This window comes from Pseudomonas sp. MF08875 (genome assembly GCF_059862525.1).
Genome location: NZ_JCBCUW010000026.1, coordinates 1 through 21,285 on the forward strand (window position 1 = coordinate 1; position 21,285 = coordinate 21,285).

Annotated in this window: 20 protein-coding genes and 1 tRNA gene; 10 read left to right on the forward strand and 11 right to left on the reverse strand. The window is 61.0% G+C overall.

The window, feature by feature from the left end; translation table 11 throughout:
• Positions 1-693: 693 nt before the first annotated feature.
• The 3 genes from AC19YT_RS16300 to AC19YT_RS16310 all read right to left on the reverse strand — a co-directional run bounded on the left by AC19YT_RS16300 (position 694) and on the right by AC19YT_RS16310 (position 3,654).
• The gene (locus AC19YT_RS16300; RefSeq protein WP_095107805.1) at positions 694-1,635 is read right to left on the reverse strand and encodes an AEC family transporter; all 942 of its coding nucleotides are present in this window, start codon (positions 1,633-1,635) and stop codon (positions 694-696) included.
• Between the two features lie 203 nt (positions 1,636-1,838).
• Entirely contained in the window at positions 1,839-2,399 is a 561-nt protein-coding gene (locus AC19YT_RS16305) for a response regulator transcription factor (protein ID WP_095107804.1), read from the reverse strand.
• A complete protein-coding gene (locus AC19YT_RS16310) occupies positions 2,392-3,654 on the reverse strand; it encodes an ATP-binding protein (RefSeq protein WP_095107803.1) in 1,263 nt (420 codons plus the stop codon). Before AC19YT_RS16310 ends, AC19YT_RS16305 begins: the two co-directional genes overlap by 8 nt.
• 289 nt (positions 3,655-3,943) lie before the next feature.
• Between AC19YT_RS16310 and AC19YT_RS16315 the strand changes: the two genes are divergently transcribed.
• Complete coding sequence (locus AC19YT_RS16315) at positions 3,944-4,660, forward strand: SIMPL domain-containing protein (RefSeq protein ID WP_095107802.1); 717 nt, start codon at positions 3,944-3,946, stop codon at positions 4,658-4,660.
• 74 nt (positions 4,661-4,734) lie between these two features.
• Positions 4,735-5,040 (forward strand): YkgJ family cysteine cluster protein, encoded by a 306-nt coding sequence (locus AC19YT_RS16320; RefSeq protein ID WP_095107801.1) that lies wholly within the window; start codon positions 4,735-4,737, stop codon positions 5,038-5,040.
• Positions 5,041-5,087: 47 nt separating this feature from the next.
• On the opposite strand, the gene AC19YT_RS16325 is transcribed toward AC19YT_RS16320, so the two are convergent.
• The 6 genes from AC19YT_RS16325 to hemA form a co-directional block, all read right to left on the reverse strand.
• The gene (locus AC19YT_RS16325; protein WP_095107800.1) at positions 5,088-5,606 is read right to left on the reverse strand and encodes an acyloxyacyl hydrolase; all 519 of its coding nucleotides are present in this window, start codon (positions 5,604-5,606) and stop codon (positions 5,088-5,090) included.
• Between the two features lie 120 nt (positions 5,607-5,726).
• Positions 5,727-6,518 (reverse strand): glutamate racemase, encoded by a 792-nt coding sequence (gene murI / locus AC19YT_RS16330; protein WP_500599014.1) that lies wholly within the window; start codon positions 6,516-6,518, stop codon positions 5,727-5,729.
• Complete coding sequence (locus AC19YT_RS16335) at positions 6,511-7,266, reverse strand: molybdopterin-synthase adenylyltransferase MoeB (protein WP_095107798.1); 756 nt, start codon at positions 7,264-7,266, stop codon at positions 6,511-6,513. Before AC19YT_RS16335 ends, murI begins: the two co-directional genes overlap by 8 nt.
• Positions 7,260-8,090, reverse strand: a complete 831-nt coding sequence (gene prmC / locus AC19YT_RS16340; protein ID WP_095107797.1) for a peptide chain release factor N(5)-glutamine methyltransferase — start codon at positions 8,088-8,090, stop codon at positions 7,260-7,262. The genes AC19YT_RS16335 and prmC overlap by 7 nt, the downstream gene beginning before the upstream one ends.
• Positions 8,091-9,173 carry a peptide chain release factor 1 gene (gene prfA, locus AC19YT_RS16345; protein WP_095107796.1) on the reverse strand — a complete coding sequence of 361 codons (1,083 nt, stop codon included), beginning with the start codon at positions 9,171-9,173 and terminating at the stop codon, positions 8,091-8,093.
• Complete coding sequence (hemA, locus tag AC19YT_RS16350) at positions 9,170-10,447, reverse strand: glutamyl-tRNA reductase (protein ID WP_095107795.1); 1,278 nt, start codon at positions 10,445-10,447, stop codon at positions 9,170-9,172. The genes prfA and hemA overlap by 4 nt, the downstream gene beginning before the upstream one ends.
• Before the next feature lie 182 nt (positions 10,448-10,629).
• Here hemA and AC19YT_RS16355 point away from each other — a divergent pair, with 182 nt between their 5' ends.
• The 8 genes from AC19YT_RS16355 to ychF all read left to right on the forward strand — a co-directional run bounded on the left by AC19YT_RS16355 (position 10,630) and on the right by ychF (position 17,548).
• Entirely contained in the window at positions 10,630-12,354 is a 1,725-nt protein-coding gene (locus AC19YT_RS16355; protein WP_500599011.1) for a tetratricopeptide repeat protein, read from the forward strand.
• A gap of 4 nt (positions 12,355-12,358) precedes the next feature.
• A complete protein-coding gene (gene lolB, locus AC19YT_RS16360) occupies positions 12,359-12,976 on the forward strand; it encodes a lipoprotein insertase outer membrane protein LolB (RefSeq protein WP_095107793.1) in 618 nt (205 codons plus the stop codon).
• A gap of 1 nt (position 12,977) precedes the next feature.
• Positions 12,978-13,829: a 4-(cytidine 5'-diphospho)-2-C-methyl-D-erythritol kinase gene (ispE, locus tag AC19YT_RS16365; protein WP_500610620.1), complete on the forward strand. Its 852-nt coding sequence runs from the start codon at positions 12,978-12,980 to the stop codon at positions 13,827-13,829.
• Between the two features lie 36 nt (positions 13,830-13,865).
• Positions 13,866-13,940, forward strand: a tRNA-Gln gene (locus AC19YT_RS16370).
• A gap of 47 nt (positions 13,941-13,987) precedes the next feature.
• Complete coding sequence (locus AC19YT_RS16375; RefSeq protein ID WP_003208392.1) at positions 13,988-14,929, forward strand: ribose-phosphate pyrophosphokinase; 942 nt, start codon at positions 13,988-13,990, stop codon at positions 14,927-14,929.
• Positions 14,930-15,071: 142 nt separating this feature from the next.
• Positions 15,072-15,671 carry a 50S ribosomal protein L25/general stress protein Ctc gene (locus AC19YT_RS16380; protein ID WP_095107791.1) on the forward strand — a complete coding sequence of 200 codons (600 nt, stop codon included), beginning with the start codon at positions 15,072-15,074 and terminating at the stop codon, positions 15,669-15,671.
• 169 nt (positions 15,672-15,840) lie between these two features.
• Complete coding sequence (gene pth / locus AC19YT_RS16385) at positions 15,841-16,425, forward strand: aminoacyl-tRNA hydrolase (RefSeq protein WP_095107790.1); 585 nt, start codon at positions 15,841-15,843, stop codon at positions 16,423-16,425.
• Positions 16,426-16,447: 22 nt separating this feature from the next.
• Positions 16,448-17,548 (forward strand): redox-regulated ATPase YchF, encoded by a 1,101-nt coding sequence (ychF, locus tag AC19YT_RS16390; RefSeq protein ID WP_500610621.1) that lies wholly within the window; start codon positions 16,448-16,450, stop codon positions 17,546-17,548.
• Between the two features lie 75 nt (positions 17,549-17,623).
• On the opposite strand, the gene AC19YT_RS16395 is transcribed toward ychF, so the two are convergent.
• Positions 17,624-19,678 carry a TonB-dependent receptor domain-containing protein gene (locus AC19YT_RS16395; RefSeq protein ID WP_095107788.1) on the reverse strand — a complete coding sequence of 685 codons (2,055 nt, stop codon included), beginning with the start codon at positions 19,676-19,678 and terminating at the stop codon, positions 17,624-17,626.
• Between the two features lie 277 nt (positions 19,679-19,955).
• On the reverse strand, positions 19,956-21,182 hold the full coding sequence (locus AC19YT_RS16400) for an MFS transporter (protein ID WP_500610622.1): 1,227 nt from the start codon (positions 21,180-21,182) through the stop codon (positions 19,956-19,958).
• Between the last annotated feature and the right edge of the window lie 103 nt (positions 21,183-21,285).

Consider the following 21,285-nt stretch of genomic DNA (forward strand, 5'->3'; position numbering starts at 1 on the left):
TAAACGCTTCGATTTCAAATGTCCGATCGAAATGATGGGCGAGGTGATGCAGAACGCCATGACTATGCGGCACGATGCGCCCGCTTCAATTCAATAACCGTGTTGCACTCAGCTCCTGCAACCGCCCAACGATTTGCCTGACAGTCGTATCAACGAGCACTTTCTTCAGCGCGGAAAGTTACGTATCACCAGGCTTCCAAATGTGTTTTTAATCCAACCAGTCGAACTTCAATGAAGTATTGAGCTGCTATAAACAGGAACAATTTTCACGCCCACTGGATTGCCCCCCCACGGGCACGCAACATCTGTAAGACGTGGAAAAACGCAGCTTTACCCAGCCTTACTGCCACCACCACAACCCATGGCGCGCAACAGCGGTTGACACTGCGCTTATCTGAACCGGCGGTGAAACTGACCCGGTGGTCGGCGCATAACCCGCTCGCGCGGGATTTCCGCTACCCCAGCGGTGTGCGCTATGAAGCAACGTCCATAGACCTCAATCACAACCGCACCGCTCACGTGCGGATCGACATCCCGGCCAAGGTTGGACCACCACCTTTATCGAAGCCGAATTTGCCGATGGCTTTGTCGCCACCAGCCAGGTCGCATGCTGCCGGATCGCTACCCCGGTGCCCTGCCACCGGTCCTGGCGCCTACCTGCGTGACCCTATCCGAACCAACAGCAAGCCAAGGCTAGATCCAACCGCCCCACTGCAACAGGAAGATGCCGATGTTGGTCGTGACCGCCGCCATCAGGGTGGTGATGACGATGATCGCGGCGGCCAGTTGATGATTGCCATTGGCCGCCCGGGCCATGACAAAACTGGCGGCCGCCGTGGGGCTGGCGAAGTACAGGAACAAAATCCCCAACTCCGCGCCGCGAAACCCCCAGGCCCAGGCGCCGAGGGTCGCCAGCGTCGGCAAACCGATCATTTTCACCAGGCTGGCACTCAGGGCCAGCCGCCCGCTTTCACGCAGCGCCGCCAACGATAAGGTGCCGCCAATGCAGATCAACGCCAGGGGCAGGGTCATTTGCGCCAGGTAAGTGCCGGAGGTTTCCAGCCAGCGTGGCAAACCGATCTGCCAGTACGCGAACGGCGCGGCCGCCAGCACCGCCAGAATCAGCGGGTTGCTCAGCACACTCTTAGCGATGCTCAAGGGGTTGGACTTGATAACCGGGCTGTACACCGCCAGCACCACGGTGGACAGGGAGTTGTAGAGCAGGATCACCAGCCCCGCGAGAATCGCCCCCAGGGAAATCCCGTAGTCGCCGTACATGCTGGCCGCCAGCGCCAGGCCGATCACCGCGTTATTGCCGCGAAAGGCGCCTTGGGTATAGATGCCTCGGTCTTGGTGCGGGCAACGCCAGATCGCCCAGGCCCAGGCCAGGGAAAAACCCACCAGGGTGGCGACGGTGAAGTAGATCAGCAGCGCCGGCTGCAACGCCGAACGCAAGTCGGCATGCAGGATGCCCATGAACAGCAGCGCCGGCATGGTGACGTTGAACACCAGGGATGACGCGGTGTGGATAAAACTGTCGTTGATCCAGCCAATACGCTTGAGCCACACCCCCAAAAACAGCATCGCGAACACCGGCGCGGTGATAGTCAGGGTTTCCAGAAAGATTGCCAGCATGGGCGGTGGACCTTGTGCCTGTCATTAGGGGGCTAATCATAGGCCAGGCCAGCGGGGTTGCGATCAGGCGATTGAGGGCACTGGCCGTATCCCACGCAAAAAAACCGATCGTCGTACAAAAACCGGTGATCGCGCAGGGTGCGCAGCCAAGTAGAGGGAGCAGCACACCTGCCCAAGCCGCTGGGCTCAGGCAGGCGCGAGGGTCAGCGGCGAACCGGGCGCTTCTGCAACTTGCGCTGCAAGGTGCGCCGGTGCATGCCCAGGGCGCGGGCAGTGGCGGAGATATTGCCTTCGTGTTCGGTCAGCACCCGCTGGATGTGCTCCCATTGCAGGCGATCCACCGACATCGGGTTTTCCGGCACCAGAGTGTCGAGGTCGGCGTGTTCGGACAGCAGGGCCGCCAGCACGTCATCGGCGTCCGCCGGTTTGCACAGGTAATTGCACGCACCGCGCTTGATAGCCTCGACGGCGGTGGCGATGCTCGAATAACCGGTGAGGATTACCACGCGCATTTCCGGGTCGATTTCCAGCAGCTTGGGCAACAGCACCAAACCGGAGTCGCCATCCATTTTCAGGTCCAGGGCCGCGTACTCCGGCACGTCCTGCTGGGCGATGGCCAGCCCTTCTTCGGCGGAACCGGCGGTGGTCACGCGAAAGCCGCGGCGGCTCATGGCGCGGGCCATGACGCGGGTAAAGGTGGCGTCGTCATCTACCAGCAACAGGTGCGGCAGTTCTTCACCTTCGACTTGGGTTTCGTCACTCATGTTCGTCTCCTCGGGCGACACGGGGCAGGCGCAGCTCGGTCAGCGTGCCACCTTCCTCATGACTGTAGAGTTTCACTGAGCCACCGGCGCGGGTCACGCTGGCCTTGCTCAAAAACAGGCCCAGGCCGAAACCTTTGCCCTTGGTGGTAAAAAATGGTTTGCCGATCTGCTCGGCAATCGCCAGCGGTACACCGGCACCGTGGTCGCGAATACTGATGGTCAGGGTTTCGCTGTCCCAGTCCAGGCGCACCTCCAGCCCTTCGGGGCAAGCGTCGGCGGCATTGTTGAGCAGGTTGAGCAGGGCTTGGGTCAAGTCCGGCGGCGGTGCCAGGCGTGGCACCGTGCCCTGGCCCACGCGCTGTAGGCGATAGCTGGCTTCGGGGCGCATCAGGTGCCAGCGGTTCAGCGCTTCGTCGAGCCAATCGGTGACGTATTGCATGTCCACCGCCAGGCGCCGATTGGCCTCGGCCGCACGCACCAGTTGCTGCAGCGTCTCTTTGCACAACTTGACCTGGTCGGACAGCACGCTCAGGTCGTCCTGCAACAGCGGGTCGTGGTGGTCCTGGCGCATTTCCTTAATCAGCACGCTCATGGTTGCCAAAGGCGTGCCCAGTTCATGGGCGGCGCCGGCAGCCTGGGTGGCCACGGCCAGCAATTGCTGATCGCGCAGGCCTTCCTCGCGGCGGATGGCGCGCAGCTCTTCCTGGCGGCGCAATTCTTCGGCCATGCGTGCGGCAAAAAAGGTAATCACCGCCGCGGCCAGGGCAAAACTGAGCCACATGCCGTAGATCTGCATGTTTTCCCGGGCGATGGGGAAGGTTTCCAGAGGATAGAAGCGCACCAGCAGCAAGGTGTAGAGCGCCAGGGCAATGCCGGAGAGGATCAGGGAGAAACGCCACGGCAAGGTGACGGCAGCGATGGTCAGCGGCACCAGGTAATAGGACACGAAAGGGTTGGTCGAGCCGCCGGAAAAATACAACAGGGCACTGTGCAGGAACAGGTCGCAGGCCAGTTGCAGCGCGTATTCCAGCTCCGTCACCGGCAACGAGGTGCGCAACCGCACCGCTGTCACCGCGCACAGCAGCATGGAACAGCCCAGGGTGATCGCCAGTTGGAACCACGGCAGCGGCAGCAGATCCAGCCAATAGGCGAGCCCCACCGAGCCGGCTTGCGCGGCCAGGACCAGAATGCGGATGAAAGTCAGGCGCCAGAGGTTCTGGCGCGTGGCGGACAAGGGTTGTGCGGCGGCGAGCATGAGCTCTCCTGATGAGCGCTCAGGGCGGATCGGCAGCAGTATAACCAAGCCACGGCCCCCACAGGCAAACTGCGGCAAACGGACACAGGCTTCCTGCAGGCGATCGGCATAGCGCTCCCGAAACAGGACGGCTATACCATCCAGCGCGGGCAAGCCCGCTTGCTACGTAGAGACAGGGCCAGTTGTATCGAAGTTGTAATTGGGTGAACCGCCCGATAGAGGCTACAGTCTGATGGTTTCAGCGCAGGCCCGTTTCGCACTCCCTGCGCCCCGCATCCAAGGAGCCCCTATGCACCGTTTCAGTCGCAGCGCCGCCCTTCTCGCCCTCGGCACCGCTACCCTGGCCAGCCTGCCAGCCCTGGCCGCCGACGAGTTGCACTACAACCAGATCTCGCTGCGCGCCGAAGTCAGCCAGGAAGTGGCGCGAGACTTGATGATCGTCACCCTCTACACCGAAGAGCAGAACGCCGACCCGGCCAAGCTTGCCGCGGCCATCAGCACCACCATGAACAAGGCCCTGGGCCAGGCGCGCCAGGTCAAGGGCATCACCCTGCGCCAGGGCAGCCGCAACAGCTACCCGGTGTACGACAACAAGGGCGAGAAAATCACCGGTTGGCGTGAACGGGCCGAACTGCGCCTGGAAAGCGCCGATTTCGCCGCGCTGTCCAAGCTCACCGGCGAGTTGCTCACCGACCTGAAAATGGGCGGCATGGACTTCGCCATCGCCACCGCCACCCGCAAGACCAGCGAAGACGCCCTGCTCAAGGACGCGGTCAACGCCTTCAAGGCCCGCGCGCAACTGGCCACCGAGGCGCTAGGCGGCAAGGGCTACAAGATCGTCAACCTGAACCTCAACAGCAACGGCTACCCGCAGCCCTACCTGCGCGCACCGATGGCAATGAAGGCCGAGGCCATGGACGCAGGCGCCGTGACCCCGCAAGTCGAGGCCGGCACCAGCCAGGTGAGCATGAGCGCCGACGGTTCCATCGAAGTGTTGCTGCCTTAAAAGCCCCAAGGCCTGGCGCATCGTCCGTCAGGCCTTTCACACAGCCGCGCTGCCCTGCCTTACACTGCGCCGCTATGACCACCATCCCCCTGATCGACATCACCCCCCCCGCGGTGACCTGCTCCACCTGCGCCGCATGCTGCTGCCAACTGGAAGTGATGCTTATCACCGACACGGGCGTGCCTGAGCGTTTTATCGACACCGACGATTGGGGCGGGGAAGTGATGCTGCGCCTGGATGACGGCTGGTGCGCCGCACTGGATCGCAACAGCATGATGTGCACCATCTACGAGAAACGCCCGCTGATTTGCCGCGAGTTCGAGATGGGCGCGCCGGAATGCCTGGACGAGCGCCAGGGTATCGCCACGGTGTACCGCTGAAACCGGGCGCAGGCCCTCATGCTTGAGGGCCTGCGCCAGCGGCTTGTTTAGAGTGGCATGGTGTAGTGCAACGCGTAGCTTTCCACACCATCGTTCGGGCTGCTGATGCCCGCGTTGGAGTAGTGAGTCGCACGCACGCCCACCTCATGCCCGCCCTTGAAACGCACGCCGAAACCCAAGCGGTCCTCGAACTGGAAGGACGAGCCCAGCTTGTTGGTTTCCAACTCGGTATTGGCGAATGCCGCTACGCCAATCCCTGCCTCGATGTACGGTTTGAACGAGTCACCGGCAAATTCGTACACCAGCACCGGCGAGAACGAGAGGCTGTGGTTGCTGGACGTCTCATCGCCGTCCCAGAAGGTGTAGGCGCCGCTCCAATAACCGGTCAGGCGCCCAACATCACTTTGCAGCCAGCTCTTATCCCAATCCCATTGCATCCCCAAGCGATACGTCATAGTCGAATCGCTGGTCTGCCCCACCCCAAATTCGACACCTGCTGCTTGCGCCGAAAAACTCTGCCCCAACATAGCGGCGGCAAGCGCCGCCAAACAGATCAGTCGCGTCATAAGAAACTTCCCTTTCCTAACGGTTACGGTGTTTTTTGATATTGCTCATCAGCCTAGCTATAGAAATCGCCATTTCGGCAGAAGTTCAGGCTTTTTTAGGGCTTTTACTTCATTTTCTTCTTACAGACCAAAGCTTCTCACAACGCCAGATTTATTCCACAGCAAGGGTAGGATGTTTCTCATGTGTTCTGGACTAGCGCTGGTCCAGAACTGCGTGGGCCGGGCCGGGCCCGCTGCCAGCAATTGCCGCTCGGCCAGCAAGCGCTGGAGCTGGCGGGCGACGGCGGCGCCGGTGTCGATCAGGCTGATGTCGTCGCCGAGCATCTGCTTGAGCAGGGGCTTTAGGAAGGGATAGTGGGTACAGCCAAGGATGATGGTGTCGCACCCCGCCGCCAGCAACGGGTCCAGGTAACCCTGCAAGAGCTGGCGCACCGCGGGGCTGTGCAGGTCGCCCGCTTCAATCAGTTCCACCAGGCCCGGGCAAGGCTGGGTGACCACCTGCACGTCGGTGGCGAAGCGGTCGAGCAACGCGGCGAACTTGGCGCTTTTGAGCGTACCCGTGGTCGCCAGTACCCCCACCACGCCGTTGCGCGTCGCGGCGGCGGCTGGCTTGACCGCCGGCTCCATGCCGACAATCGGCCAATCGGGATAATCACGACGCAAGTCCGCCACGCCCGCCACCGTCGCCGTGTTACAGGCCAGCACAAAGGCCTTGGCCCCTTGCTGCTGGAAGAACTGCGCCATCACCCGGCAACGCTCGCGGATGAACTCCGGGGATTTTTCGCCATAGGGAACATGGCCGCAGTCAGCGACATACAGCAGCGATTCGTTGGGCAGCAGGCGATGGATTTCCTCCAGCACCGACAACCCGCCGACGCCGGAGTCGAACACGCCAATCGGCGCTTCAACCATGGGCCGCCCCGCACACGCTGCAACCGGGGTCGCGCTTGACCCGCAACTCGCGAAACCGCGTGCCCAGGGCATCGATCAACAACAGGCGGCCCACCAGCGGCTCGCCGAAACCGACCAGCAGTTTCAAGGCTTCCAGGGCTTGCAGGCTGCCCACCAAGCCCACCAACGGACCAAGCACGCCGGCCTCGCTGCAGGTGAGTTCGGCTTCGCTGCCATGACCGTAGAGGCAGTGGTAGCACGGGCTTGTCGGTTGGCGCGGGTCGAACACCGACAACTGCCCTTCCAGGCGAATCGCCGCGCCGCTGACCAAGGGTTTGCCTGCGGCCACGCACGCCGCGTTCACCGCTTCGCGGGTGGAGAAGTTGTCGGAGCAATCAAGAACCACGTCCACCCCTGCCACCGCCGTCGCCAAGCTATCGGCGTCCAGCGCCGCACGATGGGGCACCAGGCGAATCTCGGGGTTGATCGCGCCCAGGCGCCGCAGTGCCGAATCGACCTTACTCAGGCCGACACTGTCGGTGTCGTGGATGATCTGGCGTTGCAGGTTGGTCAGGTCGACGGTATCGAAATCCGCCAGGTGCAGTTCGCCCACGCCCGCCGCCGCCAGGTACAGCGCCACCGGCGCGCCGAGGCCTCCGAGACCGACCACCAGCACGCGGCTGTTTTTCAGGCGCAATTGGCCGTCGATGTCGACGTGCTGCAACAGGATCTGCCGGCTATAGCGCAACAGCTCCTGATCGGTCAGCACGGCAGGCGCCCCAGGCTGATGCGTTCATGGCCACCCAGGTCGGTGCGGCTATGCACCTGGGTAAAGCCCCGGGTCACCAGTAAATCACGCACCGCCCCAGCCTGGTCGTAGCCGTGTTCGAGCATCAACCAACCGCCGGCCTCTAGGTGCGCGGGGGCCTGGGCGATAATCAGGCGCAAATCATCCAGGCCATCGACGCCCGCCACCAGCGCACTGGCTGGCTCGAAGCGCACGTCGCCGGCCACCAGATGGGGGTCGGCCGCCGCTATGTAGGGAGGGTTACTGATAATCAGCCCAAAACGGTGCTCGCCCAAGGCATCGAACCAATGGCTGTTCAGCACCGTGACGTTACTCAAATGCAGACGCTGGCGGTTGCGCTCGGCCAGGGCTACGGCTTCGAGGATGCGGTCCACCGCCATCACCTGCCACGCCGGGCGCTCGCTGGCCAGGGCCAGGGCAATAGCGCCGCTGCCGGTGCCCAGGTCCAGCACCTGCGCCTGGGTTGCGGGCAACAGTTCCAGCGCCGCTTCCACCAGCAACTCGGTGTCAGGGCGGGGAATCAGGGTGTGGGGCGCGACTTCCAGGTCCAGTTTCCAGAAACCCTGCTGGCCCAGGATGTAGGCCACGGGCTCGCCGCTGCGCCGCCGTTGCAGGTACTGGGCGAACGTCAGCGCCGCTTCGCTGCTGACAATGCGCTCCGGCCAGGTGTGCAGGAAACTGCGGGACTTGCCCAGGGCAGCGGCCAACAGCAACTCGGCATCGAGGCGGGCGGTGGGCGAGTCGGGCAGTTCGGCCGCCCGCAGCAGGCTGGCAATAATGGTCATTTACTCACCTATCGCGGCCAATTGGTCGGCCTGGTACTCGGCCAGCAACGGCTCGATGACCGCGTCTACGCCGCCGGCGAGGATTTCGTCGAGGCTATAGAGCGTCAGGTTGACCCGGTGATCGGTGACCCGGCCCTGGGCGAAGTTGTAGGTGCGGATGCGCTCGGAGCGATCCCCCGAGCCCACCAACAACTTGCGCTCGCTGGCGATGGCGTTGGCCGCGGCGCTGGTCTGCTGGTCGTTGAGCTTGGCCGACAGCCAGGACATCGCCCGGGCGCGGTTCTTGTGCTGGGAACGTTCTTCCTGGCACTCGACCACGATGCCCGTGGGCAAGTGGGTGATGCGGATCGCCGAGTCGGTCTTGTTCACGTGCTGGCCACCGGCGCCCGAGGAGCGGTAGGTATCGACGCGCAAATCGGCGGGGTTGATCTCGATGGCTTCCTGCTCATCCGGCTCGGGCAACACCGCCACGGTGCAGGCCGAGGTGTGGATACGGCCCTGGGATTCGGTAGCCGGCACCCGTTGCACGCGGTGCACGCCGGACTCGAACTTGAGCTTGCCGTAGACGTTGTCGCCTTCGACGCGGGCGATGACTTCTTTATAGCCGCCGTGCTCGCCTTCGTTTTCCGAGAGGATTTCTACCCGCCAGCCGCGGCGTTCGGCGTAGCGCGAATACATACGGAACAGGTCGCCGGCGAAAATCGCCGCCTCGTCGCCGCCGGTGCCGGCGCGCACTTCCAGGAAGACGTTGCGCCCATCGTTCGGGTCCTTGGGCAGCAGCATGCGTTGCAGGTCGCCTTCCAGTTCGATCAGCCGGTCTTTGGCTTCACGCACCTCTTCAACGGCCATTTCACGCATGTCCGGGTCGCTGTCTTTGAGCAGTGCCTGGGCACCCTCGAGATCGGCCTGAACTTTGAGCAACTGCTTATAGGTGGCGACAATCGGCTCAACTTCCGCGTACTCCTTGGAATAGGTGCGGAACTTGTTCTGATCGGAAATGACTTCGCCATCGCCAAGCAAGGCGGTCAGTTCCTCGAAACGGTCCTGGAGGATGTCCAGCTTATTGAGCAGTGACGCTTTCATTGCAGTTTTTTATCCGAAGTGCCCTCGCCGAGGGCAAAGAGTTCCTGGGCCATGGCCAGCGCATCGAGGCGGCCTTCGGCAGACAGCTTTTTGAGCTGCACGCTGGGCGCATGCAGCAATTTATTGGTCAGGCCGCGCGCCAGTTGCCCGAGCACGTCTTCGGCATTGCCGCCGTTGGCGAGCAGGCGCAAGGCTTTTTGCAGTTCTTCGTCGCGCAGGCGCTCGCTCTGCTGGCGATAGGCCTTGAGCACATCGACCGCCGCCAACTCACGCAAACGCACCATGAAATCGTCGGCACCAATGGAGACCATCTCTTCGGCCGCCTGCGCGGCGCCTTGGCGGCTCTTGAGGTTCTCGGCCACCACTTCGTGCAGATCATCGACGCTATAGAGGTAAACGTCGTCCAACTCGCCGACTTCTGGCTCGATATCCCGGGGAACGGCGATATCAACCATAAAAATGGGTTTGTGCTTGCGCAGCTTCAAAGCGCTCTCCACCGCGCCCTTGCCCAGGATCGGCAACTGGCTGGCGGTGGAACTGATGACGATATCGCTGCGCACCAGCTCCGCCGGGATATCCGAAAGCAGCACCGCGTGGGCGCCGAACTGTTCGGCCAGAATGCTGGCGCGCTCCAGGGTGCGGTTGGCGACCACGATGCGCTTGACCCCCAACTCATGCAGATGGCGAGCGACCAGGGTGATGGTTTCGCCGGCGCCGATCAGCAAGGCCTGGCTGCGTTGCAGGTCGCTGAAAATCTGTTTGGCCAGGCTGACGGCGGCAAAGGCCACCGATACCGGGTTTTCACCGATGGCGGTGTCGGTACGCACCTGCTTGGCGGCGTTAAATGTGGCCTGGAACAGACGCCCCAGCAGCGGGCCGACCGTGCCGGCCTCGCGGGCCACGGCATAGGCCGACTTCATCTGGCCGAGGATCTGCGGCTCGCCCAACACCAGCGAGTCGAGCCCGGACGCCACGCGCATCATGTGACGAACTGCCGCATCATCTTCGTGCACATAAGCGCTCGCCCGCAGCTCATCGAAGCTCAAATGATGGAAATCGGCCAACCAGCGCAGCACCACATCGGCGCGCAACTGATCCTGTTCTATATAAAGTTCACTGCGATTGCAGGTGGAGAGGATCGCAGCCTCGCGGCTATCGGTGAGCCGGCAGAGTTGCTGCAGGGCCTCAACCAGTTGCTCCGGAGTAAAGGCCACGCGCTCGCGCACGTCTACTGACGCAGTCTTGTGGTTGATACCGAGTGCAAGGAAGGCCATTCAAGGTCGCTGATGATGTCGAGAAGCCGACAATTGTCCTACTTCGCCAGATTCAGAACAACCACTGCCGACTATTGTCCTAATCTGCGGGAGTGATAATCCCGTCCGCCGAGCCCAGGTTATGTTTGGCCCGAGGCTTGTGTCATGATGCCCCGACCGCAGGTAAGTCGTCCTCTTCCTATATGAATAGATCCTCCGCGTTGCTCCTCGCTTTTGTCTTCCTCAGCGGCTGCCAGGCCTTGGCACCCGTTTCGCCGGACGGTACGCCGCCGGTCGAGGACACCACGGCGGCCCCCGAAAAACCCATCGTCTACAGCTCGTTCAGCCAGGACACGGTGTTCAGCCTGTTGAGCGCGGAACTGGCCGGCCAGCGCAATCGCTACGACATTGCCCTGGACAACTACGTCACCCAGGCCATCAACACCCAGGACCCGGGCATTTCCGAGCGCGCCTTTCGCATCGCTGAATACCTGGGCGCCGACCAGGCGGCCCTCGACAGCGCACTGATCTGGGCCCGCAACGCCCCTGACGATCTCGAAGCGCAGCGTGCCGCCGCCATCCAATTGGCCCGCGGCGGGCGCTATGACGACGCCATGGTCTATATGGAGAAAGTGCTGCAAGGCAAGGGCGATACCCATTTCGACTTTCTCGCCCTGTCCGCCGCCGACACTGACCAGGACACCCGCAACGGTCTGATGAAGAGCTTCGACCGCTTGCTGCAAAAGCACCCCAACAACAGCCAGTTGATCTTCGGCAAGGCCTTGCTGCTGCAGCAGAATGGCGATTCCAACGGCGCGCTGACCCTTTTGGAAGACAACCCGCCGGAACCCGGCGAAGTCGCCCCGCTGCTACTGCGCGCGCGCCTGCTGCAAAGCCTCAATCGCGGCAAGGAAGCGCTGCCCCTGCTGCAAAAAAGCATCCGACAGTACCCGGACGACAAGCGCCTACGCCTGACCTACGCGCGCATGTTGGTGGAACAGGACCGCATGGACGACGCCAAGGTCGAGTTCAGCAGCCTGGTGCAGCAATACCCGGACGACGACGAACTGCGTTACTCCCTGGCGCTGGTGTGCCTGGAAGCCAAGGCCTGGGAAGAGGCCAAGGGCTACCTGGAAGACCTGATCGCCCGGGAAAGCCATGTCGATTCGGCGCACCTGAACCTGGGCCGCATTGCCGAAGAACGCAACGACCCGCAAGGCGCCCTGATCGAGTACGCCCAGGTCGGCCCCGGCAACGACTACCTGCCAGCGCAATTGCGCCAAGCCGACATCCTGATGGGCAACGGTCGCACGGCTGAAGCTGAAAGCCGTCTCGCCACGGCCCGCGATGCCCAGCCTGACTACGCGATCCAACTGTACCTGGTCGAAGCCGAAACCCTGTCTGCCAACAAACAGGACGAGCGCGCCTGGAAGGTCCTGCAGCAAGCCCTGCTGCAATACCCCGACGACCTCAATCTTCTCTATACCCGCGCCATGCAGGCGGAAAAACGCAACGACCTGGCGCAGATGGAAAAAGACCTGCGCCTGATTATCAAGCGCGACCCGGACAACGCCATGGCACTGAACGCCCTGGGCTACACCTTGTCTGACCGCACGACACGCTACGCCGAAGCCAAGGCCCTGATCGAACAGGCCCACCAGTTGAATCCGGAAGACCCGGCGGTGCTCGACAGCTTGGGCTGGGTGAATTACCGCTTGGGTAACCTGGATGAAGCCGAACGCCTACTGCGCCAGGCTCTGGAACGCTTCCCCGACCAGGAAGTAGCCGCCCACCTCGGTGAAGTGCTGTGGCACAACGGCAAACAGCGTGAAGCCAAGCAAATATGGGGCAAGTTCCTCAAGGAACAGCCCGACAGCCCTACCCTGCGCAGCACCATCAAGCGCCTGACCGGTTCCGAGACTCTTTAAGACTATGTTTTTGCGCCACGTTATCGTTTTCAGCCTTATCGCCCTGCTCGCCGGTTGTGCGGGCTTGGGCCCCCGTGAATCCGTGGAGGGTCGCGGCGACCCCGCACAATGGCGCACCCACAAACAGCAACTGAGCAGCCTCGACGGCTGGCAGATCAGCGGCAAGGTCGGCATTCGCGCCCCGAAAGACTCGGGCAGCGGCACCCTGTTTTGGCTGCAACGCCAGGATTACTACGACATCCGCCTTTCCGGGCCGCTGGGCCGCGGCGCAGCACGCCTGACCGGGCGCCCGGGGCAAGTCTCCCTCGAGGTGGCCAACCAGGGCCGCTATGAGGCACCCAACCCCGAAACGCTGCTGGAAGAACAGTTGGGCTGGAAACTGCCGGTTTCCCACCTGGTCTGGTGGGTGCGCGGCCTGCCAGCGCCCGCTTCCAAAAGCCGCTTGAGCCTGGACGCCAACAGTCGCCTGGCCACCCTCGAGCAGGATGGCTGGCAGGTCGAATACCTGGCATACACCCAGCAAGGCGCCTTCTGGCTGCCCGAACGCATCAAACTGCACGGCCCCGACCTCGACGTCACGTTAGTGATAAAGGACTGGCAGCCTCGCACACTGGGGCAATGACATGACTGCTACGCGCCTGACGCTGCCCTCGCCGGCCAAGCTCAACCTGATGCTGCACATCCTGGGTCGCCGTGAAGACGGCTACCATGAGCTGCAAACCCTGTTTCAGTTCCTCGACTATGGCGATGAAATCACCTTCGCCGTGCGCGATGACGGCGTCATTGCCCTGCACACCGAGTTCGAGGGCGTGCCCCACGACAGTAACCTGATCGTGAAAGCGGCAAAAAAACTCCAGGAACAATCCGGCTGCACCCAGGGAATCGATATCTGGATCGAAAAAATCCTGCCCATGGGTGGCGGAATAGGCGGCGGCAGCTCCAACGCCGCGACGACGCTGTTGGGCCTAAATCACCTCTGGCGACTGGGTTGGGATGAGGATCGCCTCGCCGCACTGGGCCTGACTTTGGGCGCGGACGTCCCGGTTTTCGTGCGTGGCCACGCGGCTTTCGCCGAGGGCGTGGGAGAAAAACTCACCCCCGTAGAACCCGAAGAACCCTGGTATGTCGTGCTTGTGCCGCAAGTATCTGTAAGTACAGCAGAAATTTTTTCAGATCCGCTGTTGACACGTAACTCTCCTCCCATTAAAGTGCGCCCCGTTCCCAAGGGAAACAGTCGAAATGACTGCTTACCGGTGGTAGCAAGGCGTTATCCAGATGTACGTAACGCATTGAATTTGCTAGGTAAATTTACCGAAGCAAAACTCACCGGAACTGGAAGTTGTGTGTTTGGGGGCTTCCCAAACAAAGCTGAAGCTGATAAAGTCTCGGCCCTTCTTACAGAGACCCTTACAGGGTTTGTCGCGAAAGGAAGCAACGTTTCGATGTTGCATCGCAAGCTGCAAAGTCTGCTCTAAAGGAACCGAGTACTGGGTACTCGTTGCAACAGATACAGGGGCGTCGCCAAGCGGTAAGGCAGCAGGTTTTGATCCTGCCATGCGTTGGTTCGAATCCAGCCGCCCCTGCCATTTTCCTATACTCATCCAGGTATACCCTCAGCCTTCAGGTACTGCGCGTGTCCAAGATGATGGTCTTTACGGGGAACGCTAACCCCGATCTGGCTCGGCGTGTCGTACGTCAGCTGCATATCCCACTCGGTGACATTTCTGTCGGTAAGTTTTCCGACGGCGAGATCACCGCTGAGATTAATGAAAATGTCCGCGGTAAAGACGTTTTCATCATTCAGCCGACGTGTGCTCCGACCAACGATAACCTGATGGAACTCGTCGTGATGGCTGATGCCTTCCGCCGCTCCTCAGCGACTCGAATCACTGCTGTAATTCCTTACTTTGGTTATGCCCGCCAGGATCGCCGTCCGCGTTCCGCACGTGTAGCTATCAGCGCGAAAGTCGTGGCTGACATGCTTACCGTAGTCGGCATCGATCGTGTTCTCACGGTCGATCTGCATGCTGACCAGATCCAGGGTTTCTTCGACATTCCGGTAGATAACATCTACGGCTCCCCCGTTCTGGTGGATGACATCGAAGACCAGCGCTTTGAAAACCTGATGATCGTGTCCCCGGACATTGGTGGTGTCGTGCGTGCACGGGCCGTTGCCAAATCCCTGGGCGTGGATCTCGGGATCATCGACAAACGCCGTGAGAAAGCTAATCACTCCGAAGTGATGCATATCATCGGTGATGTCGAAGGGCGTACCTGCATTCTGGTCGATGACATGGTCGATACCGCCGGCACCCTGTGCCACGCGGCCAAAGCCTTGAAAGAGCATGGCGCAGCCAAAGTCTTTGCCTACTGCACACACCCTGTGCTGTCGGGTCGGGCAATCGAGAACATCGAAAATTCCATGCTGGACGAGCTAGTGGTGACCAACACCATCCCGCTGTCCGCAGCAGCACAAGCCTGCTCGCGTATCCGCCAACTGGATATCGCGCCGGTAGTTGCCGAGGCGGTTCGCCGCATCAGCAATGAAGAATCGATCAGCGCGATGTTCCGCTAAGGGCCCTGCCCTCACGCGATCATCTCGATGACGAAAAGCGCCCCGCCCCGGCATTCCTGTCGGGGCGGGGCTTTTTTGCCCATATCGCCTTTAGCGCTGGTCGCAAACGCTGGGGCGAATGTGGTTATTTTGGAGATACAACATGAACGATTTTACTCTGAATGCTGAAGTGCGTTCCGACCTGGGGAAAGGTGCGAGCCGCCGCCTGCGTCGTCTCGCAAGCCTGGTTCCAGCTGTAGTTTACGGTGGCGAGAAAGCCCCTGAATCCATCAGCATGCTGGCCAAAGAAGTTGCCAAACTGCTCGAAAACGAAGCGGCCTACAGCCACATCATCGAGCTGAACGTTGGCGGCACCAAGCAAAACGTCATCATCAAGGCTCTGCAGCGCCACCCGGCCAAAGGCCACGTGCTGCACGCAGACTTCGTGCGCGTTGTTGCAGGTCAGAAACTGACCGCGATCGTTCCAGTTCACTTCGTTGGTGAAGCGGCTCCGATCAAGAAAGGCGGCGAAGTCTCCCACGTAGTGGCCGAGATCGAAGTTTCCTGCCTGCCAAAAGACCTGCCTGAATTCATCGAAGTCGACCTGGCTGACGCCGAAATCGGCTCGATCATTCACCTGTCCGACCTCAAAGCCCCTAAAGGCGTTGAGTTTGTTGCTCTGGCTCACGGTAACGACCTGGCTGTTGCCAACGTTCACGCTCCACGTGTTGCTCCAGAAGCTGAAGAAGGCGCTGCAGAGTAATCCACTCTGTACGCCGGAGTGACCAGGTAACATCGCGGACTGGAACGTAGCGAGAAAGCGGGCGAGAACGCGGAGTTTACATAATGGTAAATGAGCACTTGTCGTCCACTTTCGCCGCGGGTTCAACACCCGGCGATGTTATCCACCACTCCAAGGAAGGGCCCCTATCGTGACTGCCATCAAACTGATCGTTGGCCTGGGAAATCCAGGCACCGAATACGAACAGACCCGGCATAACGCAGGGGCCCTTTTTGTTGAGCGCGTCGCCCACGCCCAAGGTGCCAACCTGGTGGCCGACCGCAAGTATTTCGGCCTGACCGGACGCTTCTCGCATCAGGGTCAGGATGTTCGCCTGTTGATCCCCACCACTTACATGAACCGCAGCGGCCAAGCCGTGGCGGCGCTTGCCGGTTTCTTCCGCATCACGCCTGAAGAAATCCTGGTGGCTCACGACGAACTCGACCTGCCTCCCGGCGTTGCCAAGCTCAAGCAAGGCGGCGGGCATGGCGGGCACAACGGTTTGCGCGACATCATCGCGCAACTGGGCAATCAGAATACCTTTCACCGCTTGCGGCTTGGCATTGGCCACCCAGGCGTGGCCAGTATGGTTTCAAACTTCGTCCTGGGTCGTGCGCCACGCGCCGAACAGGAAAAACTCGATGCCAGCATCGACTTTGCCCTCGGCGTGCTGCCGGATATCCTCGCCGGGGAATGGAACCGCGCGATGAAAAATCTGCACACCCAGAAGGCCTGACTCTAACTTCTAGGGGAACACCATGGGATTCAACTGCGGCATCGTCGGCCTGCCTAACGTCGGCAAGTCCACCCTGTTCAACGCCCTGACCAAATCCGGTATCGCTGCCGAGAACTTCCCCTTCTGCACTATCGAGCCGAACACCGGCATCGTGCCGATGCCAGACCCGCGCCTGGATGCCCTGGCGGCCATCGTGATCCCCGAGCGCGTGCTGCCGACCACCATGGAGTTCGTCGATATCGCCGGCCTGGTGGCGGGCGCGTCGAAAGGTGAAGGCCTGGGCAACAAGTTTCTCGCCAACATCCGCGAGACCGATGCCATCGCCCACGTAGTCCGCTGCTTTGAAGACGAGAACGTGATCCACGTCTCCAACAGCGTTGACCCGAAACGCGACATCGAAATTATCGACCTGGAACTGATCTTCGCCGACCTCGACAGCTGCGAGAAGCAACTGCAGAAAGTGGCCCGCAATGCCAAGGGTGGCGATAAAGACGCCGTCGCGCAAAAGGCCTTGCTGGAGCAACTGATTGCCCACTTCACTCTGGGCAAACCGGCACGCAGCCTGATTAAAGGCATGGGCGCCGACGAGAAGCAGATCGTCCGCGGCTTCCACCTGCTGACCACCAAACCGGTCATGTACATCGCCAACGTGGCCGAAGACGGTTTCGAGAACAACCCGTTGCTCGACGTGGTCAAGGCCATTGCCGAGGAGGAAGGCGCCATTGTGGTACCGGTGTGCAACAAGATCGAAGCGGAAATCGCCGAGCTTGAAGACGGTGAAGAAAAAGACATGTTCCTCGAAGCCCTGGGCCTCGAAGAGCCTGGCCTGAACCGCGTGATCCGCGCCGGCTACGAAATGCTCAACCTGCAGACCTACTTCACTGCCGGCGTCAAAGAAGTTCGCGCCTGGACCGTGCGCGTCGGTGCCACCGCACCACAAGCCGCTGCCGTGATCCACACCGACTTCGAGAAAGGCTTCATCCGCGCCGAAGTGATCGCGTATGACGACTTCATCCAGTTCAAGGGTGAAACCGGCGCGAAAGAAGCCGGGAAATGGCGCCTGGAAGGTAAGGACTACATCGTCAAGGACGGCGACGTGATGCACTTCCGTTTCAACGTGTAAGCGCCCCCGCTTTACGCGAGACACCAAAAAGCCCGGCATGCCGGGCTTTTTTGCACCTGGGCCTCGCCCCAGCCTTTAGAAGTAGGTCGTCGCCCCCGCAAAGAACGCTCGGCCAGGCACATAGAACGTCGTCGAGCCGTCGCGCAAGTCTTCGTCCAACAGGTTTTGCACGCCGCCATTCAAGGTCAGCCATTTGGTCACGGCCAAGTTCGCGGTGAGGTCGTAGGTGGTGTAGGACTTGACGAAGTCATTACCCACGCCCCGCTGCTTGCCCACATGCTGGGCCGAAAATTCCGTATTGAGACGGTCGTTGACTTGCCAGTTGATGGCGCTGAAGGCCGACAGCTTGGGCGCGCTTATCAGGTCTTCGCCGGTGGACAGGTTTTTGCTCTCCAGCATGTAGGTGGCATTGGTGCGCCAGTCCAGCGAATCGCTCAACGGCACGCGAACCGAGCCTTCCCAGCCACGGGTGCGCGCCTCTTCAACGTTTTCCAGCATGGTCCACCAGCGGCCCTCATAGAAGCCCAGTGGCGCGTACTCGATCTTGTCCTCGAAGTCGGTGTGGAAGTAGGTCAGGCCCGCCTCCCAGCCGTCGCGGTCGAAGGACACGCCAATTTCCTTGTTCACGCTGGTTTCCGGCGTCAGGTTCGGGTTGCCGGCCATCCAGCAACTGCCGGTGGTGTAGCCCAAAGGCTTGAGCGAGCCGCAACCGCGCCCGCCCGACTCGGTGGCCGCCCCGGCGCTGCCTTCTTTCAGGCTAGGCGCGCGAAAGCCCTTGGACACACCGCCACGCACGGTCCAATCCGGGTGCGGATGGTAAACCAGGTACGCCCGCGGGCTATTGTGGTTGCCGTACTCTTCGCTGTGGTCGAAGCGGTTGCCCAGGGTCAGGGCCAGGTTGTCGAGCAGGAACAACTCATCTTCGATAAACGCCGCCGAATAATCGCTCTTGAGCGTGGAGCCGGCCACGGCAGCGCCTTGGTAGTCCACGGGCACGGTGCCGAGGGTGTCAGTGTTGGTCAGTTCTTCGCGCTTCCACTGCCCGCCTACGGTCAGGCGCTGATTGAGGACGAACTCGAACGGGATATTGAGGTTGCCTTCAACGATTTTCTCTTCGGCGCTGGCCTTACCCCAGTCGATGTCGTTCTTGAACTTGTTGAGGTACATGTCCACTTTCGACGTACCAAAACTCCAATCCCCGGTGTGGGAAAGGGTGTAGCTGTCGCGGATCAGGCGCCCGGCGCCAAACTGGCCAGCGACCGTTTCATTCCATTCCCCGAACGTTTTCTTACTCCCCCAGGAACGCTCCACCCCGTGCACCGCTTCAAACGACAGGCTCTGCTCGTCGTTGAGGCGCCAATCGAGCAACGCGTTGAGGCTGTGATCCTTCGAGCCGCCGGCGCCGTCGTCGTACATGAACTCGCCAGTCTTGTCGCGGCGCGCCTCCACTTCGTCGGCAGCGCGACGCGTGAGGTTGGCGCCCAGGCGCAGGCCCAGAGAGTCAGTCAATGGCCCGGACAGGTTGAGGCTGGTCTGGGTGGTCTGGCCACGGTCAGAGTCTTCGGGAATCGTAGTGTTGACGTTGGTCGAACCGCTCCAGGTCCGCGACACTTTGCGGGTGATGATGTTAATCACCCCGCCCATGGCGTCCGAGCCATAAAGCGACGACATCGGCCCGCGCACAATTTCGATGCGTTCGATCATGTTCGGCGAAATCCAGTTCAGGTCCTGGCGCGCCAGGTCGCGACGGTAGCTCAAATCGCCGGAGCCGCCGAGGCGTTTACCATCCACCAGGATCAAGGTGTACTTGTCGTCAAGGCCCCGCAGTTTGATTTTCGATTGCTCCCCCACCGGCCCGAAACCGCCAGTCACCCCTGGAATGCGCCGCAGTAGCGTGTTGAGGTCATACACCGGTTGACGCTCGATTTCTTCGCGGGTGATGACACTGACACTGGCCGGGGCATCACGCAGGTCGGTCGCCCCGCCCGAAGCCGTCACAAACGAGGTGTCCAGCTCGGTCACTTTCGGGGTCTCGACCTCGCCAATTTCCTCTGCATGCAGCGCCGGCGCGGCAAGCAACACACCGGCGGTGAGGAAAAGAGAATTGAAAAGGCAGGGAGGTTTCTTCATTACAAACTGTCCTTGTTGCGCCGTTATGCACCGTTGCAGTGCATCGAAGGGCCGCAAGTGTAATGCAAATCAAAATCATTTAGAAAAATAATTGAGCAAAACCTTACAAAAACCTGACACATCTCCTATCGCGAGCAGGTGGCGTTCAGTCAGTTTTATTGTGATAACTCTCAGGTTTTCGCCGCTTTTACCGGCAGATCGGCCGAAAAGCCGCCCACAAAAAAGCCGCGACACTGCGCGGCTTTCTCGTTACCTGGCTCGCCGTGAGGCTAACCAATCATAGGGTTTGCGCTTTTTTGGTGCGCGGCAGGAAGATCGCCAAAATCCCCAGCAGCGGCAGGAACGAGCAGAGAAAATACACGTACTCGATACCGTGAATGTCCGCCAAATGCCCCAGCAACGCCGCGCCGATGCCGCCAAAGCCGAACATCAGGCCGAAAAACACCCCGGCAATCATCCCCACATTGCCCGGCACCAGCTCTTGGGCGTAGACCACGATGGCCGAGAAGGCCGAAGCCAGGACAAAACCAATAATCACACTCAGGACGCTGGTCCAGAACAGGTCCACATGGGGCAGCAACAGGGTGAACGGCGCCGCACCGAGAATCGAGAACCAGATCACCGCCTTACGGCCGATCTTGTCGCCAATAGGCCCGCCAAAGAAGGTTCCCGCCGCCACCGCGCCGAGAAACAGGAACAGGTGCAACTGGGAACTGGCCACCGACAGGTCGAATTTCTCGATCAAATAGAAAGTGAAATAACTGGTGAAACTGGCCATGTAGAAGTATTTGGAAAACACCAGCAACCCCAATACCACCAGCGCCCACCACACCCGCCCCTTCGACAACCCATGGGTCGCGGCCTGGCCCTGCTTGAGCTTGAACAGGCTCAAGTGGCTCGCGTACCAGTGGCTGATGCGGTAAAGCACGAACAGCGCGAACACCGCGAACAAGGCAAATAGCGCCACATTGCCCTGGCCAAACGGAATGACGATCGCCGCCGCCAGCAACGGCCCAAACGCCGAGCCTGCATTACCGCCGACCTGGAAAGTCGACTGCGCCAGCCCATACCGCCCGCCGGACGCCAGCCGCGCCACCCGCGACGCCTCCGGGTGGAAGGTGGAAGATCCAATCCCGATCAACCCCGATGCCAGCAGGATCATCACAAAACTGCCCACCTGGGACAGCATCAAAATACCAATCAGGGTACTGACCATCCCCAGCGGCAAGAGGTAAGGCTTGGGATGGCGGTCGGTGTAATAACCGACCCACGGCTGCAACAACGAGGCGGTGAGCTGGAACGTCAGGGTAATCAAGCCGACCTGGGTGAAGGTCAGGCCGTGGCTGTCCTTGAGCATCGGGTAGATCGACGGCAGCACGGACTGAATCAAGTCGTTAATCAAATGGGCCAGGGCCACGGCACCAATGATGCGCATCACCAAGGGACTGCTTTGCGGCGCAGCAGGCGCCGCGCTCGCGCTGGTTTGGGAGTTACTGATAGCCATGAGCGGTTCCGACAACAGAGGAGTGAATACTTGCGATGCGACAATGTGCCACTTTTATGTGCACACACGCCATCCCCTTAGCCTGCTAACGACTTTCACCAAG

Excerpts from the sequence above, each read along its gene's own strand:
- murI (WP_500599014.1), bottom strand. The coding sequence starts at position 6,518 with ATGGTTGAAGCGCCGATTGGCGTGTTCGACTCCGGCGTCGGCGGGTTG.
- ychF (WP_500610621.1), top strand. The coding sequence starts at position 16,448 with ATGGGATTCAACTGCGGCATCGTCGGCCTGCCTAACGTCGGCAAGTCC.
- AC19YT_RS16355 (WP_500599011.1), top strand. The coding sequence starts at position 10,630 with ATGAATAGATCCTCCGCGTTGCTCCTCGCTTTTGTCTTCCTCAGCGGC.
- AC19YT_RS16325 (WP_095107800.1), bottom strand. The coding sequence starts at position 5,606 with ATGACGCGACTGATCTGTTTGGCGGCGCTTGCCGCCGCTATGTTGGGG.
- AC19YT_RS16310 (WP_095107803.1), bottom strand. The coding sequence starts at position 3,654 with ATGCTCGCCGCCGCACAACCCTTGTCCGCCACGCGCCAGAACCTCTGG.
- AC19YT_RS16300 (WP_095107805.1), bottom strand. The coding sequence starts at position 1,635 with ATGCTGGCAATCTTTCTGGAAACCCTGACTATCACCGCGCCGGTGTTC.
- AC19YT_RS16320 (WP_095107801.1), top strand. The coding sequence starts at position 4,735 with ATGACCACCATCCCCCTGATCGACATCACCCCCCCCGCGGTGACCTGC.
- prmC (WP_095107797.1), bottom strand. The coding sequence starts at position 8,090 with ATGACCATTATTGCCAGCCTGCTGCGGGCGGCCGAACTGCCCGACTCG.
- hemA (WP_095107795.1), bottom strand. The coding sequence starts at position 10,447 with ATGGCCTTCCTTGCACTCGGTATCAACCACAAGACTGCGTCAGTAGAC.
- prfA (WP_095107796.1), bottom strand. The coding sequence starts at position 9,173 with ATGAAAGCGTCACTGCTCAATAAGCTGGACATCCTCCAGGACCGTTTC.
- AC19YT_RS16380 (WP_095107791.1), top strand. The coding sequence starts at position 15,072 with ATGAACGATTTTACTCTGAATGCTGAAGTGCGTTCCGACCTGGGGAAA.
- AC19YT_RS16315 (WP_095107802.1), top strand. The coding sequence starts at position 3,944 with ATGCACCGTTTCAGTCGCAGCGCCGCCCTTCTCGCCCTCGGCACCGCT.
- AC19YT_RS16400 (WP_500610622.1), bottom strand. The coding sequence starts at position 21,182 with ATGGCTATCAGTAACTCCCAAACCAGCGCGAGCGCGGCGCCTGCTGCG.
- ispE (WP_500610620.1), top strand. The coding sequence starts at position 12,978 with ATGACTGCTACGCGCCTGACGCTGCCCTCGCCGGCCAAGCTCAACCTG.
- AC19YT_RS16305 (WP_095107804.1), bottom strand. The coding sequence starts at position 2,399 with ATGAGTGACGAAACCCAAGTCGAAGGTGAAGAACTGCCGCACCTGTTG.
- lolB (WP_095107793.1), top strand. The coding sequence starts at position 12,359 with ATGTTTTTGCGCCACGTTATCGTTTTCAGCCTTATCGCCCTGCTCGCC.
- AC19YT_RS16395 (WP_095107788.1), bottom strand. The coding sequence starts at position 19,678 with ATGAAGAAACCTCCCTGCCTTTTCAATTCTCTTTTCCTCACCGCCGGT.